The organism is Geodermatophilus sp. SYSU D00710 (genome assembly GCF_054050195.1).
On the sequence record NZ_JBJGYX010000042.1, the window covers coordinates 23,132 to 39,958 of the forward strand.

At 77.3% G+C, this 16,827-nt stretch carries 14 protein-coding genes; 6 read left to right on the forward strand and 8 right to left on the reverse strand.

Annotated elements, in window-relative coordinates; all coding sequences use genetic code 11:
• The first annotated feature begins 149 nt into the window (after positions 1–149).
• Positions 150–1,253 (forward strand): sensor histidine kinase, encoded by a 1,104-nt coding sequence (locus tag ACI78U_RS17625; RefSeq protein WP_456876687.1) that lies wholly within the window; start codon positions 150–152, stop codon positions 1,251–1,253.
• Positions 1,250–1,927, forward strand: coding sequence for a response regulator (locus ACI78U_RS17630; RefSeq protein ID WP_456876688.1), 678 nt, complete (start codon positions 1,250–1,252; stop codon positions 1,925–1,927). Before ACI78U_RS17625 ends, ACI78U_RS17630 begins: the two co-directional genes overlap by 4 nt.
• Here the strand turns inward: ACI78U_RS17630 and ACI78U_RS17635 are convergent.
• The 3 genes from ACI78U_RS17635 to ACI78U_RS17645 are packed head-to-tail and all read right to left on the reverse strand — an operon-like array spanning position 1,924 to position 6,363.
• Positions 1,924–2,988 (reverse strand): lysophospholipid acyltransferase family protein, encoded by a 1,065-nt coding sequence (locus tag ACI78U_RS17635; protein WP_456876689.1) that lies wholly within the window; start codon positions 2,986–2,988, stop codon positions 1,924–1,926. The two genes, ACI78U_RS17630 and ACI78U_RS17635, sit on opposite strands and share 4 nt — an antisense overlap.
• Position 2,989: 1 nt before the next feature.
• On the reverse strand, positions 2,990–3,859 hold the full coding sequence (locus ACI78U_RS17640) for a patatin-like phospholipase family protein (protein ID WP_456876690.1): 870 nt from the start codon (positions 3,857–3,859) through the stop codon (positions 2,990–2,992).
• Between the two features lie 47 nt (positions 3,860–3,906).
• Entirely contained in the window at positions 3,907–6,363 is a 2,457-nt protein-coding gene (locus tag ACI78U_RS17645) for a phosphoketolase family protein (RefSeq protein ID WP_456876691.1), read from the reverse strand.
• Between the two features lie 153 nt (positions 6,364–6,516).
• On the opposite strand from ACI78U_RS17645, the gene ACI78U_RS17650 reads away from it, so the two are divergent.
• The 3 genes from ACI78U_RS17650 (at position 6,517) to ACI78U_RS17660 (ending at position 8,063) form a co-directional block, all read left to right on the forward strand.
• On the forward strand, positions 6,517–6,843 hold the full coding sequence (locus ACI78U_RS17650) for a DMT family transporter (RefSeq protein ID WP_456876692.1): 327 nt from the start codon (positions 6,517–6,519) through the stop codon (positions 6,841–6,843).
• Positions 6,843–7,409 carry a TetR/AcrR family transcriptional regulator gene (locus tag ACI78U_RS17655; RefSeq protein WP_456876693.1) on the forward strand — a complete coding sequence of 189 codons (567 nt, stop codon included), beginning with the start codon at positions 6,843–6,845 and terminating at the stop codon, positions 7,407–7,409. Before ACI78U_RS17650 ends, ACI78U_RS17655 begins: the two co-directional genes overlap by 1 nt.
• 84 nt (positions 7,410–7,493) lie before the next feature.
• Positions 7,494–8,063: an RNA polymerase sigma factor gene (locus ACI78U_RS17660; protein WP_456876694.1), complete on the forward strand. Its 570-nt coding sequence runs from the start codon at positions 7,494–7,496 to the stop codon at positions 8,061–8,063.
• A 16-nt stretch (positions 8,064–8,079) separates the two neighbouring features.
• Here ACI78U_RS17660 and ACI78U_RS17665 read toward each other — a convergent pair whose 3' ends face one another.
• The gene (locus ACI78U_RS17665; RefSeq protein WP_456876695.1) at positions 8,080–8,529 is read right to left on the reverse strand and encodes a hypothetical protein; all 450 of its coding nucleotides are present in this window, start codon (positions 8,527–8,529) and stop codon (positions 8,080–8,082) included.
• A gap of 134 nt (positions 8,530–8,663) precedes the next feature.
• Entirely contained in the window at positions 8,664–11,288 is a 2,625-nt protein-coding gene (locus ACI78U_RS17670) for a CHAT domain-containing protein (protein WP_456876696.1), read from the reverse strand.
• A 47-nt stretch (positions 11,289–11,335) separates the two neighbouring features.
• On the opposite strand from ACI78U_RS17670, the gene ACI78U_RS17675 reads away from it, so the two are divergent.
• On the forward strand, positions 11,336–12,751 hold the full coding sequence (locus ACI78U_RS17675; RefSeq protein WP_456876697.1) for a S8 family peptidase: 1,416 nt from the start codon (positions 11,336–11,338) through the stop codon (positions 12,749–12,751).
• Positions 12,752–13,187: 436 nt separating this feature from the next.
• Here ACI78U_RS17675 and ACI78U_RS17680 read toward each other — a convergent pair whose 3' ends face one another.
• The 3 genes from ACI78U_RS17680 to ACI78U_RS17690 all read right to left on the reverse strand — a co-directional run bounded on the left by ACI78U_RS17680 (position 13,188) and on the right by ACI78U_RS17690 (position 16,803).
• A complete protein-coding gene (locus ACI78U_RS17680; RefSeq protein WP_456876698.1) occupies positions 13,188–15,203 on the reverse strand; it encodes a cytochrome b5 domain-containing protein in 2,016 nt (671 codons plus the stop codon).
• A 126-nt stretch (positions 15,204–15,329) separates the two neighbouring features.
• Complete coding sequence (locus ACI78U_RS17685) at positions 15,330–15,632, reverse strand: hypothetical protein (protein ID WP_456876699.1); 303 nt, start codon at positions 15,630–15,632, stop codon at positions 15,330–15,332.
• 355 nt (positions 15,633–15,987) lie between these two features.
• Positions 15,988–16,803, reverse strand: coding sequence for an AfsR/SARP family transcriptional regulator (locus tag ACI78U_RS17690; RefSeq protein WP_456876700.1), 816 nt, complete (start codon positions 16,801–16,803; stop codon positions 15,988–15,990).
• Positions 16,804–16,827 lie beyond the last annotated feature (24 nt).

Genomic DNA, 16,827 nt, shown 5'->3' on the forward strand with positions numbered 1-16,827 from the left:
CCGCCGGACGGCGCTCCTCCCTCGCGCGAGGGAGGCGGGCGACTCACGAGGGTGTCGCCTCGCGACCCTCCCCGGCGGCACGATGGGACGTGTCGCCCTCGGCGTCCCCGACCGCACCCCGCCGGCCCGCGTGGTGGGCCCCCGCCCGCGTGGACGTGGCGCTGGCCGTCGTCCTGGCGGTGGCCTCGGTCGGTCTCGCGCTGGCCGTGCCGGCCGAGGCCCCCTACGAGCCACGCGACGCGGTCACGCTCGTCGCCGCGGCCGCCGGACCCCTGGCGCTGGTCTGCCGCCAGACCGCGCCGCTGCTCGCCCAAGCCGGCGCCAGCGCGGCCATCGTCGTGACGGCGGCGGCCGGGTCGCCGATCGACCTGCTCGCCTGGCCGGCCTGGTTCGCCCTCTTCACCTGCTTCGCCGTCGGCGGCACCCGCCTGCGGATCGCGGCCACCGCCGTCGCCGCGCTGGGCGTCGCCGGGTTCGTGGCCCTCGACCACGGCGACCCCGTCTCGGCGCTCCCCTCGATCGTCGCCAGCTTCCTCGTCGCGACGGTCGCCGGAGCGTTGAGCAACCGGCGCACCCGCGCCGTGGCGGCCGAGGCCGCCCGGGCCGCCGAGAGCCGCCGGGAGGCGCTCGAGGCGGAGCGGCTGCTGATGCAGGAGCGGGGGCGGCTGGCCCGCGAGCTGCACGACTCGCTGGGCCACACGGTCAACGTCATGGTCCTGCAGGCGGGGGTGGGCCGCCGCGTGTTCGCCGACAACCCCACCTACGCGCAGGAGGCGCTGACCTCGATCGAGACGGCGGGGCGGGCGGCGCTCGACGAGCTCAGCCGCCTGCTGCGCGTGCTGCAGCCCGACGAGGGCGCGGCCGACCCGTTCGCGCCGACGACGACCGACCTCGAGGAGATGGTGGGCCGCGTCCGGGCGACCGGGCGGTCGGTGGAGCTGCGCACCGACGGCGCCGAGCTGCCCGCGGGGGTGGCCCGCGCGGTGTACCGCATCGTGCAGGAGGCACTGACCAACGCCGTCCGCCACACCCCCGACGGCCGGATCCGGGTCGAGGTCCGCACGACGGGCTCCCGGGTGCTGGTGGAGGTGCTCAACGAGTGCGACAGCCCGGTCGACCCGGTGCCCGGACACGGGCTGGTGAACATGCGCGAGCGCGCCCGGCTGGAGGGCGGCGAGCTCGAGGCGGTGCCGGTCCCCGGCGGCTTCCGGGTGCGCGCGGTGCTGCCCGTGGACGCGACGGTGGCCTCGTGATCCGGGTCCTGCTCGCCGACGACGACGTCCTGGTCCGCAGCGGGCTGCGGGCGCTGCTCGACGCCGAGGAGGACATCACCGTCGTCGGCGAGGCCGCCGACGGGCGCCAGGCCGTCGAGCGGGCCCGCGCGCTGGCCCCCGACGTGGTGGTCATGGACGTCCGGATGCCGGCGCTGGACGGGGTCCGCGCCACCCGCGAGATCGTGTCCTGGCCGCGGCGGCCCCGGGTGCTGGTGCTCACCACCTTCGACCTGGACGAGGTCGTCGACGACGCGCTGGACGCGGGCGCGGACGGGTTCCTGCTCAAGCGGGCCACCCCGGAGCAGCTCATCGACGGCATCCGGACGGTGGTGGCCGGCGACGCCCTGGTCGCCCCGGCCGTGACCCGGCGGCTGCTGGCCGCCTACGCCGCCCGGCGGGCGCCCGACCGGGAGCAGCTGCGGCGGGCGGCGCACCTCACCGACCGGGAGGCCGACGTGCTGCGCGCCCTCGCCGACGGGCTCTCCAACGCCGAGATCGCCCGGGTCGTGTGGCTCTCCCCTGAGACGGTCAAGACGCACGTCAAGTCGATCCTGGCCAAGCTCGGCGTGCGGGACCGCACGCAGGCGGTCGTGTGGGCCCACCGCACCGGCTTCGCCGGCACCCCCGCCCGCGACCGCGACGCGCCGCGCTAGGCCGGCCGGGCGCCGGCCCGGCCGGCCGCCTCCTCCTGCCGGGTGGCGGCGGACGTGGTGGTGATCCAGTCGTCGATGGTCTCCCACCAGTGGTAGAGCCAGTCGGTCAGCTCCGCCTCCTCGCGGGGCACCTCGGCGGCGGGGATGAACCACCACCGCAGGTGCAGCGTCTTGTCCATGGGCAGGCCCCGCCACACGTCCCGCACCGTGCTCAGGTGCTCCAGCCCGGTGTGCGCCACCAGCACGACGTCGGCGTGCGGGGCCGCCTGCAGCGCCGCCACCACCCCACCCGGGCGCGGCGGGAGCAGGTGCCGCATGGCCTCGGCGCGCTGCACCGCCGCCAGCAGCCCGCGGTCGCGCAGCCGCTGCAGCGCCCGGACCTTGCGCTGCGGGGTGAAGTTCGCGCCCTCCGGGAAGATCAGCAGCGCGTCCTCCTCGCCCAGGTCGCGGGCGAGGTCGGCGATCGCTGTCTCGGAGCCCGCGCCGCCCGCGCCCGCGGGGACGAAGTGGTTGGGCAGCCGGTTGAGGTAGACGTCGATCAGCGGGTCCAGCTGCAGCACGTCCTTGAGCACGATCCGCGGCCGGCGCAGGTGGTCGCGGTTCATCAGCGTGTGCACGAGCAGGAACGAGTCCCCCGGGCCGGCGTGCCGCGAGAGCACCACCATCGCGTTGGTGGAGCCGGGCACCCCGTCGTCCAGCGGCGACCAGGACTCGCCGTCGGTGACCAGCCGCAGGGCGAACAACCGCTGCGCCGCCCGCATGAGGACGTCGAGCGCCAGCCGCAGCGCGGTGTAGTGCGCCGCCAGGACCCGGGGTGCGTGCAGCCGGCGGCCGAACCCGCCGGCCACCCACAGCAGTGCCGCGACCGCCTGGCCGGCCACCTCCAGCGCCAGGTACACCAGGCCGAAGGCCAGCAGCCGCAGCGCCCGCAGGCGGCCCGGGAGGAAGACCGAGACGACCAGGGCCAGCACCAGCAGCACCGGCAGCAGGACGACGCCGGCGACCAGCGCCGCGAGCAGCAGCGGGCCGGTGACCCGGCGCACCCGGCGGGAGGGCAGCACCTCAGACCACCCCGCCCGGGCCCGCGGCGATCCGGTCGAGGTGCTCGGCGGCGGCGTCGCGCGCCTGGTCGATGCGCGCGGCGACGCCGGAGAAGTCGCGGTAGCGCAGGTTGGCCGCGCCGGGCGGGGCCGGGTCCCCCGCGGGCAGCACGTGCACCGTGACCCCCGGCGGGAGCGCGGCCAGATCCGCGGCGTACCGGTGCCGGCGGGCGATCTCGAAGGCGACCGTGGCGACCTCCCACGGCTGCGTCGGCGGGGTCAGCGGACGGTCGATCCGGCCGACCTGCAGCACGTAGACGGTGTCGGCGCCCAGCGCCACCGCCCGGCCGACCGGGATGCTGTGCACCAGCCCGCCGTCGAGGTAGTGCTCCCCGTCGATCTCCACCGCCGGCAGCAGCCCGGGGACGGCGCACGAGGCGAGCACCGCAGCGACCAGGTCGCCGTCGGTGAACCAGTGCTCAGCGGCCTGCTCGATGCTGGCCGCGACGCACTGGAACGGGACGCGCAGCCCGGCGAAGGCCCGCACCGGCAGGTGCGCCTCGAGCAGGTCGCGCAGCGGCTCGCGGGGGTGCAGGTGCGTGCGGGTGCGCACCAGGGTGCCGACCCGGCGCAGCACCGACCCGGCGAACACCTGCCGCGAGGCCAGCTCCGCCCAGACGCCGCGCAGCCGCTCGACCGCCCCGGGCGTGGGGTCGGCGGCGACGAACGCCCCGTTGATCGCCCCCACCGACGTCCCCACGACCAGGTCCGGGCGGACGCCGCGCTCGAAGAGTGCCTGCAGCATCCCGACCTCGGCCGCGCCGAGCACTCCCCCGCCGCCGAGGACGAACGCCGTCCCGCCGCGTCCGGCTGGGCCCCCTGGGTCCGCCATGCCCGCATCGTGCCAGCCGGCCCCGGCCGGCGAGCGCCCGCCCGCGGTCAGTTCTCCGGCTCGTGCAGCGGACCGCCGCCGACCACCACCGGGCCCGCGCCCGAGCCCCACTGCCAGTCGCGGATCTCGGGCAGGTCCTCGCCGTGGGTGCGGATGTAGCGGCGGTGCTCGATGAGCTGGTTGGTGAGCCGGTCGCGCAGGTGGGCGCCGCGGGCCCGCAGCCGGGGCACCCGGTCGATGACGGCGATGGCGAGGTCGTACCGGTCGATGCCGTTGACGACGCACATGTCGAACGGCGTGGTCGTGGTGCCCTCCTCCACGTACCCGCGCACGTGCAGGTTCTCGTGGTTGGCCCGGCGGTAGGTCAGCCGGTGGATCAGCCACGGGTAGCCGTGGTAGGCGAACACGACCGGCTTGTCGGTGGTGAAGTAGGAGTCGAACTCGGCGTCGGAGAGCCCGTGCGGGTGCTCGCGGTCGTCCTGCAACCGCATCAGGTCGACGACGTTGACCACGCGGACGCGCAGGTCGGGGAAGGCGCCCCGCAGGATCTCGGCGGCCGCCAGGGTCTCCATCGTCGGCACGTCCCCCGCGCAGCCGAGCACGACGTCGGGCTCGGCGCCGCCGTCGGTGCTGGCCCACTCCCAGATGCCGATGCCCTTGGTGCAGTGCTCCACCGCCCGGTCCATGTCCAGGTACTGCAGCGCCGGCTGCTTGCCCGCCACGACGACGTTGACGTACTGCCGGGTGCGCAGGCAGTGGTCGGCCACCGACAGCAGCGTGTTCGCGTCCGGCGGCAGGTAGACCCGGATGACGTCGGCCTTCTTGTTGACCACGTGGTCGATGAAGCCGGGGTCCTGGTGCGAGAAGCCGTTGTGGTCCTGGCGCCAGACGTGCGAGGTGAGCAGGTAGTTCAGCGAGGCGATCGGCCGCCGCCAGGGGATGCCGTTGGTGGTCTTCAGCCACTTGGCGTGCTGGTTGAACATCGAGTCGACGACGTGGATGAAGGCCTCGTAGCAGGAGAAGAAGCCGTGCCGGCCGGTGAGCAGGTAGCCCTCCAGCCAGCCCTGGCACAGGTGCTCGGAGAGCACCTCCATGACCCGGCCGTCGGGGGCCAGGTGGTCGTCGTCGGGCTCGCGCCGCGCCACCCACGTCCGGTCGGTGGCCTCCAGGACGGCGCCGAGCCGGTTGGAGTTGTTCTCGTCGGGGGCGAAGACGCGGAAGGTCTCGGGGTTGCGGCGCATGACGTCGCGCAGGAACTCCCCGAGCACCCGGGTGGCCTCCACGGCGCCGGTGCCGGGCTCGGGCACGGGCACGGCGTAGTCGGCGAAGTCGGGCAGCCGCAGCGGCCGCAGGAGCAGGCCGCCGTTGCTGTGCGGGTTGGCGCTCATCCGCCGCGGGCCCTCGGGGTGCAGGTCGCGCACGGCCGGCACGGGCGCGCCGTCGTCGTCGAAGAGCTCCTCGGGGCGGTAGCTGCGCAGCCACTGCTCGAGGACCCGCCGGTGCCCCTCGTCCTCGCGGGCGTTGGCGAAGGGCACCTGGTGGGAGCGCCACGAGCCCTCGACGCGGTGCCCGTCGACCTCGGCCGGCCCGGTCCAGCCCTTCGGCGAGCGCAGCACGATCACCGGCCAGCGCGGGCGCTCGGTGACGCCGTCCTGCCGGGCCCGGCGCTGGATCTCGGCGATCTCGTCGAGGCAGTGGTCGAGGACCGCGGCGAACTGCTGGTGCATCACCGCCGGGTCGTCGCCCTCGACCACGTACGGCGTGTGCCCGTAGCCGCGCAGCAGGTCGGTGAGCTCGTCGGGCTCGATGCGGGCCAGCACCGTCGGGTTGGCGATCTTGTAGCCGTTGAGGTGCAGGATGGGCAGCACGGCGCCGTCACGCGCCGGGTCGACGAACTTGGTGGTGTGCCAACTGGCGGCCAGCGGCCCGGTCTCGGCCTCGCCGTCACCGACGACGGCCGCGACCACCAGGTCGGGGTTGTCGAAGGCGGCGCCGTAGGCGTGCACCAGGGCATAGCCGAGCTCGCCGCCCTCGTGGATGGAGCCGGGGGTCTCCGGTGCGACGTGGCTGGGGATCCCGCCGGGGAAGCTGAACTGCGTGAACAGCCGCTTCATCCCGGGCGCGTCCTGCGAGACGTCCGGGTAGACCTCGCTGTAGGTGCCCTCCAGCCACGCCGCGGCGACCGGGCCGGGCCCGCCGTGCCCGGGGCCCATCACGTACATGCAGTCGAGGTCCCGGGCGGCGATCGCCCGGTTGAGGTGGGCGTAGACGAAGTTCAGTCCCGGCGTCGTGCCCCAGTGGCCCAGCAGCCGCGGCTTGACGTGCTCCGGGCGCAGCGGCTCGCGCAGCAGCGGGTTGTCCATGAGGTAGATCTGGCCGACCGAGAGGTAGTTGGCCGCGCGCCACCAGGCGTGGATGCGGTCGAGCTCCTCGGGGCCCAGCGGGCCGGCGGGGTCTGGGCTGCCCTGCGCGGTCGTCTCCTCGCGCGTCCTGGTGTCGGTCACCGGCGTCGTCCTCTCGGGGCCTCTCGTCGCGGCTGACGTCCCCAGCCTGGGGGATGCGGCGGACGGACGCGACCGTCCCGGTACCACGGGCCAGGAGAACCGTACGCATGTATGGTCGTTCTCGTACGTTCGTACCGTTCTGAGGAGCCTGTCGTGGCCTGGGTCCTGATCGTCGTGGCCGGCCTGTTCGAGACGGCGTTCGCCATCTCGCTCAAGCAGTCGGAGAACTTCAGCCGGCTGTGGTGGTCGGTCTCCTTCGTCGTCTGCGCCGTGGCCAGCTTCGCGCTGCTCTCCCTGGCGCTGCGCACGCTGCCCGTGGGCACCGCGTACGCCGTCTGGACCGGTATCGGCGCGGGCGGGACCGCCGTCGTCGGGATGCTGGCGTTCGGCGACCCGGTCACGGTGCTGCGGATCGTCGCGATCGCGCTCATCCTGGCCGGGGTGGTCGCGCTGCAGCTGGCGTCCTCGGCGGCGCACTGATGACGCGGCTGACGGCCAAGGGCGAGGCCCGGCGGGCCGCCGTCGTCGAGGCGGCGGCCCGGCTGGTGGCCGCCGGGGGGCCCGACCCGCTCACCCACCGTGCCGTCGTCGCCGGGTCCGGCATCCCGCTCGGCGTCACCACGTACTACTTCCCGGGCATCGACGAGCTGCGGGCCGCCGCGGTCGAGCACCTGCTGCGGGAGGAGCGGGATCGAGCGCAGGCGCTGGTCGCCGCCCTCCCCCGCCGGCCCCGGTCGGCCGCGGCCACCGCCCGCCACGTCGTCGACGTCGTGCTCGGCGGGCGGCGGGGGGACACGGAGCTGCTGGCCCTCTACGAGCGGTTCCTGGCCTGCGGCCGCCACGCGGGCCTGCGCCCGCTGCTCCGGGAGGCGCGCGCGGCCATCGACGCCCAGCTCACCGACCTGCTCGACCGGTGCGGCCGGCGGGGCGCCGACGTCGCCACGCTGGTCGCGCTGGTCGACGGCTCGGCGGTCTCGGCGCTCGTCGAGGGCGACGGGTCGGCGCGCCGGCGGGCCGAGGACGCCGTCGCCCGCGCCCTGGCCTGATCCCTCGCCTGATCGCGCGCGCCGACGGGAGCTCCGTCACTACGCTGGGGTCTCCGCAGCACCCGGGAGGTGAGGGGGCGGTCCGTGGAGCCCGAGGCCGAGGACGCCGTCGCCACGCTGGTCGCCCGGGCGCTGGCCGGCGACGCCGCCGCCTGGGACCGCCTCGTCGAGCGGTTCCTCCCCCTCGTCCTGTCGATCGTGCGCCGGCACCGCCTGCAGGACGCCGAGGCCCAGGACGTCGCCCAGACGGTGTGGCTGCGCCTGGTCGAGCACCTCGGGGCGATCCGGGAGCCGCGGGCGCTGCCCGGGTGGATCGCCACCACGACCCGCCACGAGTGCCACCACCTCAACGGCGGCCGCTGCGTGATCCCCTCCGCCGACCTCGACGAGCGGGGCCGGCCGGACGACGACACCCCCGGCCCGGACGCCGAGCTGCTCGAGGGCGAGCGGCACGAGGCCCTGCTCGCCGCGCTCGCCGAGCTGCCCGACCGGCAGCGCGCCCTGCTGCTGCTGCTCATCGAGGACCCGCCGCTGCCCTACGAGGAGATCGGCCGACGCCTCGGCATGCCGATCGGCAGCATCGGGCCGACCCGGGCCCGGGCCATCGCGCGGATCCGCACCCACCGGGCGGTGCAGGCGCTGCTGGAGGTGTGAGCCCGCGGAGTGGGGGTCAGAAGCGCACCCAGTCGGTGACCAGGACGCCCGCGGGCGTGGTGCAGCGCAGCCGGGCCGGCCCCGACACCGCCCGGTCGAACCGGAACCGACCGAACTCGTCGGCGTCGGTGCGGTCGACCTCGCCGTCGGGGCGCAGCAGGGACACCTGCCCGGGGGTGGCCGGCACCAGCTGGCCGACGAGGCAGTCGGCGTCGCGCGCCACCTCCACCGACAGCTCCCGGCCCTCGAAGACCAGGTCCCGCGGGCCGCCGGCACCCCCGCGCACTCCCGACGGGCGGTCCAGGAGCGAGTCGGCGGTCAGCGCGGCGAGCTCGGCGTCCAGCGTCCGCCACGAGAACGCGGCGCGGCCGGCCGCGGCCATCCCCGGCGGCGGGGTGCCGGCCCCGCGCACCGCGGCGCGCAGCTGGTCGAGCAGCTCGTCGTCCCCCGGTCCGGGCACCGTCATCCCCACCACCTCCCCTCGCGAGGCCGCACCGGCATGGTGCCCCGCGGTCCGGCCGAGTGCCAGCGCGCCGTCCGGACCGTGCCGCTCCTCCACCAGAGCGGCCCGGGGCGCTCCTGATACCCCGCCCGGCCGGGTCAGCCCGCCCCGTAGGCGCCGAAGGCGCACCAGTGGACGAACTGACGCGGGTCGGTGGTGTCGAGCCGGTCGCGGGCGGCGTGCAGCGCGTCGGCGACGGTCCGGCCGGCGGCCAGCCCGCGGTGCACCTGACGCATGAGGTCGACGGACTCGACGTCGCCGACGGCGACCGTGCTCGCCAGCACCCCGCTCGCCCCCCGCGCCAGCAGGGCGCTGACGAACCCCAGCAGCTCGTCCCCCGCGTACGCCACGTCGGCGGCGGAGTCGCACGCGGCGAGCACGACCCGCCGAGGCGCGATGCCCCGGCGGTCGAGCTCGTGCACGGTGAGCTGGCCGTCGGCGAGCTCGAGGGCGGAGAACGACGGGTTGTCCGACCGGAGCCGGCCGTGGCAGGCGAGGTGGGCGAGGCCGGCGCCGGCGAGGGCGGCGGTGGTCGCGGCCACCGTGGCCGCCTCGCCGGTCAGGACGTCCGGGGCCGGGTGGCAGGAGCGCACCGCCTCGACCTCCGCGACCGCGCCGGGCAGCCGCGGCCCGGCCACCAGCACCACCCGGCCGGCGGGCCGGGGGACGTCGGCGGCGGTGCGCGCCCACAGCGCGGCCGACGGCGCGGTCGACACCGGTGCGGGGTGCAGCGCCGGCCACGGCACGCGGCGGGTCCGGCCGTCGGGCACGACGACCAGCGGGACGTCCGCGGGCACCCCGAGCGGGTGCAGCAGCAGGTCCGCGAGCCGGCGCAGCCCCTGCTCGGCGGCGGCCCGCGCGGCCGCGACCGCGGCGGCCCGGCCCGGGCGCACCAGCCGGCGCAGGGCGAACAGCAGGCTGTCGCCCTCGGCCCGCACCGGCGCGACCGGGCCCAGCCGGACCAGGCGGCTGTCGCCGGCGTGCAGGACGACGGCGACCAGCTCGTCGCCGACCGTGGCGAACGACGCCAGGGCGCGCCCGTCGAGGCGCCGGCGCAGCTCGCCGGGCGTGCAGACCGGCGCCCGGGCCGGCGCGGACCCCGACCGGTGCCAGGTGGCGCGCCGCAGCCGGGCCTCCGCCGCGGTCTGGCGGGCGCGCAGCTCGGCCGGTTCCTCGCCGGTGTCGCGCAGCGCCTGCGCGAGCTCGGCGTGCACCAGCCGGAGCTCGGCGAGCTCGTCCTGCAGGTCGGGCACCGGGGGCTCGACGGCGAGCAGCGCCGCGGCGCGGGTCTGCTCCATCCAGCCCAGCACCCGCAGCGGGGAGCCGGTCGACAGCAGCGTCTCCAGTCCCAGGCGCCCGAGCTCGACCCCGTGCCCGGAGGCCAGCGCCCGCAGCTCCGTGGAGCCCAGCGCGGCGCGGTGCCGGGCCAGGTCGGCGAGCCCGGCGCGGCACTGCCGCAGCACCGCGTCGTCGTCACCGGCGAGCCGCGCCACCGACGCGGCGGCGAGGTGCCCGCGCAGGCGCACCAGCACCGGCCCCCGCCGGCTGCGGTCGCGCGCCACCCCGAGGCAGCGCCGCGCGACGCCGGGGCGCCCGAGGTCGGTGGCCAGCCGGCCGGCGGCCAGGTGGGCGGCCGCGGCGGCCGACGGCATGCCCGACCGGTCGAGGAACCCCGCCGCCCGCGCCGCGCGCCGCAGCAGCGGCAGGTCGGCGCTGCCGTCGAGGGCGGCGGCCTCGGCGGCGAGGACGGTGGCCCGCGCGGCCCAGGCCGTCCGGCGCTGCCGGCGGAACAGCCGCCCGGCCTCGTCGGCCGCCGTCCGCGCCGCTGCGGCGTCCCCGGCCAGCAGCGCGGTCTGCGCCACGGTCAGCCGCGCCTCCGCGGCGAGGAGCAGCACGCCCTGGGCCTCGAGGTCGGCGGCGGCGCGGCCGGCCAGCTCGCGCGCCTCCGGCAGCAGCCGCAGCTCGGCCAGGACGTCGGCGTACTCCATGTGGTACTCGCCCAGCGGAACGCCGGTCCGGGAGAACAGCTCGGTGGCCCGGTCGAGCTGGGCCAGCCCCTCGGCCAGCCGCCCGCTCTGCGCGAGGACCAGGCCGCGGTTGTGCGCGACGAACGCGTACATCGACGGCCCGATGCCGGCGGCCAGCTCCTCGGCGCGGTCGAGGTGCCGCAGGCTCTCGTCGAACCGGCCCCGGGAGGCGGCGACCAGGGCGAGGTTGTTCGCCGCGCTGCCGCGGTTGTCCAGGGTCGCCGCGGGGTCGGCGACCACCCGGCGGTAGGACGCCGCCGCGGGCTCCAGCCGGCCGAGGTTGTGCAGCAGCACCGCGCGCATGAAGTCGGCCTCGGGCGGCGGCCGGCCCTCGCCGGGGACCGCCCGGTCGAGGTCGCGGAGCGCGACGGCGACCTGCCCGAGCTCGAGCACGACCGCCGCCCGGGTGACGAGGAGCTCTGCGACCCGGGCGGTCAGCCCGGCCCGCCGCGCCAGCCGGAGCGCCTCGTCGAGCAGCCGCAGGGCGCGCCGGTTCTCCCGCCGGGCCCGGGCCGACCAGGCCACCGCCCGCAGCCCGACCACCAGCGCCTCGGTGTCGAGGGCGCGGCGGGCGGCCTCGACGACGTCGGCCGCGGCCCGGTCGAAGCGCCGGGGGTCCCCGACGACCCCGTCGTAGGCCTCCTGGGCGCGTATCAGGAGCGAGCCGCGGAGCTCTTCCCGTGTGACGCCGGTCACCGGGACGATTCTGCCCCGGACCCGGCGCGACGAGGAGGAGATCCACCATGGCGGACGCCTACCAGTTCCCCGAGGCCCCGGCCGACCGGCGCGCGCCGGAGCAGATCGCCGCCCAGCGGGCCGCGGTGCGGACCCAGATCGCCGCGTGGCTGGCCGAGATGGCCGCCAACGGCGGTCCTCGGGAGGACCACCTGCGGGCCCTGGCCGACCTGAAGGAGCGGCGCAGCGGCATCGGGCCGGCCCGGATCCGGGTCGAGCGCGACGGGACCGCCGTCACCCCGAACCGGCTCGTGGTGCACCGGGACGACGTCCCCGCGGTCGTCGCCGAGCTGGAGTCGCGGTACTACGCGCCGCAGGTGCTGGCGGTCCCCGGACTGGACGACCTGCGCGTGCTGGTGTCCGTCGGTGCCGGCGCCCGGAGCCTGCGCGCGTCGGGAGCGGTGGCCGGGGAGGTGGCCGTCGCGCGGGCGGCGCCCAGCCACGTCTCCCTGCTGGGGGCGATCCGGAAGGCAGCGGGCGGCCCGGAGCCCTCCGGGCCGGGTCCCGGCGCGTCCTGGGACCACCGGCCGGTGCCCGGGAGGGGCGGGGACCCGCTGGTGACCGTCGTCGACAACGGGGTGAGCGCGGAGCAACGCGGTGACGGCTGGCTGGCCGGCCTGGCGGGCACCGACAACCTGGACCTGCTCGACGTCGTCCCGGCCGACCGCTTCCTCGACCGCGCCGCCGGGCACGGCACCTTCACCACCGGCGTCGTCGAACAGGTCGCGCCCGGCGCGCGGCTGGACGTGCGGCGCGCGCTCGACACCGAGGGCGAGGGGGACGAGGTGGACGTCGCGCGCGAGCTGGTCTGCGCGGCCCGGGACGGCGCGGAGGTGGTCAACCTGTCGCTGGGCTTCCAGACCTCGGGCGACCGGCCGCCACTGGCGATGGAGCAGGCCCTCCGCACGGCGATCGCCGTCGCCCGGCGCCAGGAACGCCACCTGCTCGTCGTCTGCGCGGCGGGCAACTACGGCGACGACGGCCGCCCGTGCTGGCCCGCGGCGTTCGCCGCCGACCCCGAGTTCGAGCGGCACGTGGTGGCCGTGGCCGCACTCCGCCTCGACGACCGGGACGACCAGCAGGTGGTGGGCGCCGAGTGGTCCTCGCGGGGCGACTGGGTGACCTGCTCGACCCTCGGGCAGGGCGTCGTCTCCACCTACGTGATCGGCGAGGAGTCGCCGACCTCGGACCTGGTCGACCCCGACAACTTCGGGCCGAGCTCGTGGGCCACCTGGAGCGGCACCTCGTTCGCCGCACCCCAGGTGGCCGGCGCGGTGGTCCGCATGGTCCGCGACGGGCAGGCCCCGACGGCCCGGGCCGCGCTCGACCAGCTGCTGGCCGACGCGGGCGCCTATTCGGCGAACAAGAACGGGAACCGCCGGCTCGACGGCTTCGGCGTCCCGCTGCGGATCCTGCCCGTCTGACGCGGCCCGGCCTCCCGGGGCGACCGTCCCGGGAGGCCGGGACCGAGCGGAGCGGACGGCCGAGGCGAGGGGGTGCCTCCCGTGGACGACTTCCACAGTGCCGCGGCTCAGGTCATCCGATCCTGGTCCTGGCGCTCACGATCGACCTCCGCGGCCTGTTCCGCAGCCCAGGCGGCTCCCCCGTCGACGGCGGCCCGAAGCGATGGCTCGACTCGAAGCGATGGCTCGAGTGGTTGCCGATCAGGTCGTTGCTGTCGGAGGCCGCAGCGCTGGGAGGCCTGAGTCACCACGAGGAAGCCGCCGTCGGCGGCTGGACGTCATCGCCCTGCTCACGACGACCACCTGGACCTGGTCCCTCGTCAGGTTCATCGACGGTCGGACCCGCAGGTGCGCCGAGGCCTGCTCGAGACCACGAGCGACGCGCCGATCGAGGCCGTCACGGTCGCGGCTCCGCTCCACGGCGGCGGTGCACGGCGACGGTCCCCGCGCCGGCGCAGGTCGGGACCGCCTGCGCGGCCAGCCGCCACAGGTCGCCCCTGCCCAGGACGGCGTCGCCCCACGTGTCGAAGCAGCGGGCGCCAGCGACGAGCAACTCCTTGGTGGCGGCCAGCCGGCGCTCGACCAGGTCGAGTCGGCGCCGGAGGCCGCCCTCCGGCGGCGGCCCGGGGACGACCCGGATCCCGCGGGCGGCTCCCTGCTGCTCGCGCAGCACCCGCTCGGCCAGGGGCGCGAGGACCTCGGCGGCGAACCGCGGCAGGTACTCGTCGCCGAACCGGGCGGCGGTGTCGGCGGCGCGGTCGGCCTGCAGCGCGGAGGGGCGGTCGCCGCCCGGCCGGCACAGGTCGGTGTCCCTCCCGGAGGAGCGGTCGAGCCGGAACGCGTTCTGCAGGTGCACGAGGTCGGCGAGCGCGCGGGCCCAGGCGTCGTGCAGGCCGCCGGCCAGGTCCAGGGCGGGACGCACGAGCGGCCCGACGTCGGTGGTCTCCCGCAGCCGCTGCAGCCCGGGCCGGTCGCGGTGCGCGCGGCCGAAGGCGGCCGTGGCGTCGAGTCCGGCGTGCGCCCGCAGCACCGCCTCGCCGCCGGGGTGGCGCTGTACGAAGCCGGTGACGTCGTGGACACGGCCGTCGATCGCCACCCACCAGCCGTGCTCGTCGTCGTTGTGCTCGGCCAGGTCGGCCAGGCCACGGCCCCGCCGCACGGGCCGGGCGGGCGCGCTCGCGCCCGGCCCGGGCGCCGGGTCCCCCGTCCGCGCGGGCACCCGCTCGGCGCGGGACGCGGTGAGCGCGGTGTCGACGGTCTGCCAGGTCAGTTCGCGCGGGGTCCCGCTGAACCCGCCGATGGTCACCCCGCGGCCGACCATGAAGGCGACCGCGAGGTAGCCCGACACCCGGCGCCGGTGCCTGCCGAGGAACCCGTCGGCGCCCGCGAAGGCCTCGCGCGCCGCCTCGAACGAGGCCACGAGGTCCGGGCGGGGCCGGGCGGCGACGTAGCCGGCCGGCGGGAGCTCGTCGACCGCGTCGACGAAGCGCCGCCAGTGCGGCGGGTGGGTCCGGCGGTGCAGCAGGATCTCCCGGCCCAGCCGGCTGTCGTGGCTGCGCCGGCCGACCAGCGCGTCGAGCAGGGCGAACACCGGCGACGCCGTCCCGCTGGGGCCGAGCACCCCCTCGGCCGCCGGCACCGCCAGCGGGGCGACCGTCTTGGCCCAGACGACGGGGTCGACGTGCGTGCGGCTGCCCGGGCGGGGGTCGACGAGCCGCAGCGACCGCGTCGCGGCCTCGACCGCGGCGGTGACCGCGTCCAGCGCGCGGGCCAGCGCCTCGGCGTCGTCGTCGAGGACCGCCTGCTGGGCGGCGACCACCGCCGGGACCACCGGCGCGCAGCGGGCCAGGATCTCGACCTGGGTGAGGTAGAAGACCCGCTCCTCCTCGTTGCCGGCGGCGGGCACGAGCAGCCGGAGGTCGTCGGACAGCAGCGGGAGGTCGTCGCGCCCGGCGGCGGACCGCCAGTTGTGGACGATGAGGTCGGGATAGCCGAGCACGGGCTCCGGCGGTCGGCCCAGTCGGCGGCGCACCTGTGCCCAGGGGACGGCGACGCCCGCGGGCAGGCCGACCGGCCGGGGGACGCGGCTGTGCACGTGGGCGTGGGCGAGCAGCCCCAGCACCGTGGCCGCGCGCTGCAGCGTGGCGTCGGGCAGGTCCTCCGGCCCGGCCGGGAGCACGGGCATCCGCCCGAGCACCTCGCGGACCGTGAGGTCCCGCAGCAGGGCCGGCAGCCGGGCCGCCGTGTCGTCCCAGGCCGCGTGGCTCTCCGGCAGCCGCTCGAGCGGCGGCCGGGTGGGCAGGAACCCACGCGTGGCTGAGAGCGGGCCGAGGTTCTCGTGTCCCAGCCGGCCGTTGGTCTCCTGCGCGGCGGCGAGCGCCCGCGCTGCGGGAGGGGTCCGGTGCGCGCCCATGGCGGCTCCTCGACGGGCGGGGGGCTTCGTCGAGAGGAGGCCGGGATGCCCGCGCTGATACCCCTCACGGCGGCGGCCGCGGTCCCCGCCATCCGGAACCGCTCCCCGGCCCGGCCGCCGTGACGGTCAGTCGCTCGGCGGCCTCGGGAAGGGCACCCGGCGGCGGTCCCGCGCGGCCTCGGCCAGGGCGCCGCCGAAGCCGTCCGCGTACCACACCGGGGCGTTGAGCCGGACCCCGGCCGGTGCGCTGCCCTCGCCGTCCCAGACCAGCCGGGCGAGCCCGTCGGCGTCGCGGCCGTGGCAGCAGGCGCCCGACGGCACCGGCTCCTCAGCGGGTCCGACCGCGGCCTCGAGGAGCCCGTCGGCCCGGCCCAGGTCGCGGGCGCGCCGCAGGGCGCGCAGGTACGGCGACGACGACTCGTCGGTCATGGCCCGCCTCCGGGAGCCGGGAGGGTGTGACACCCCACGGAGGAGGTGTCGGGGGCGGTGATACGGGCCCCTGCCAGCCGATGTCGGCGGTGCCCTCCAGCGGCCGCCGCTCCTCCGTGAGCAGGCCGGGGCCGAGCGGACCGGCCGCGCACACCAGGTCCGGGAGGACCAGCCCGGTGCGCCTTCCAGTGCCCGCGCGGCAGCCGCGGGGGCGCGCTCCTCTGCGGGGAGGAGTGCTCGTGGGCCACGACGCCGGGGCGTTCGGGGACGTCGAGGGACACCGGGGACCTCCTCACGTCGCGGGGCCGGGCGACCCGGGGCGGGCCCGGTCCACGCGACGGTCGTCACCGCGCCGTCACCGCCGGGCCGCTCCCGGCGCTGCGGTCCGGACGGGGACGACGGCCTCCGGACGGGGCCGCGGGAGGTCGCGCGTGCGGCCGTCCCCGGTGACCAGGCGCACCCGCCACCGGGACACCAGGTCCTGCATCTGGCGGGTCGGCGCCACCCCGAGCTCCCGGGCCAGCGTCGTCCGGAACGCGTCGTAGGCGCGCACCGCCTCGGCGAGGTTGCCCGCGGCGAGGTGCACCCGGACGATCGCCCGGTGCGCGCTCTCGCGCAGCGGCTCGTCCCGGGCGGCGGCGTAGGCGGCCTGTACCGCCTCGCCGTGTCGGCCGGCGCGCACCAGCCGGTCGGCCCACACCTCGAGGGCGTGCAGGCGCAGCTGGCGCAGCCGCTCCCGCTCGAGCAGCACCCAGTCGTCGTCCCACCCCGGCAGCAGCTCCCCCGCCAGCGCCGGGGCGGGCGTGTCGACGGTCGCCACCGGGGTCGCGGGGTCGAGGACGGCCGAGGCCCAGCCGACGAGCTCGCGGACGTCGACCCGGACCCCCCGGGCGAGCGCCACCGCACTGCCGGAGACCTCGACCAGCCCGGGCACCGCCTTCTGCACCCGCCACAGGGCCGACCGGAGGCTGCCGTGCGCCTGCGGCTCGGGGACGTCGGTCCACAACCGGCCGGCGATCGCCCCGCGGGCCGCGCAGTCGGACAGGCTCAGGTGCGCGACCAGCCGCTGGACGCCGTGCGGCAGGTCGCGCACGGCGGCGTCCGCGCCCGCGTCGTCCGCCGTGACCCCGAAGCCGTCGAGCAGGCGGTTTGGCCCGGACGTTGGGTTAATTGGGGCACCACTCCTTCCTTCACC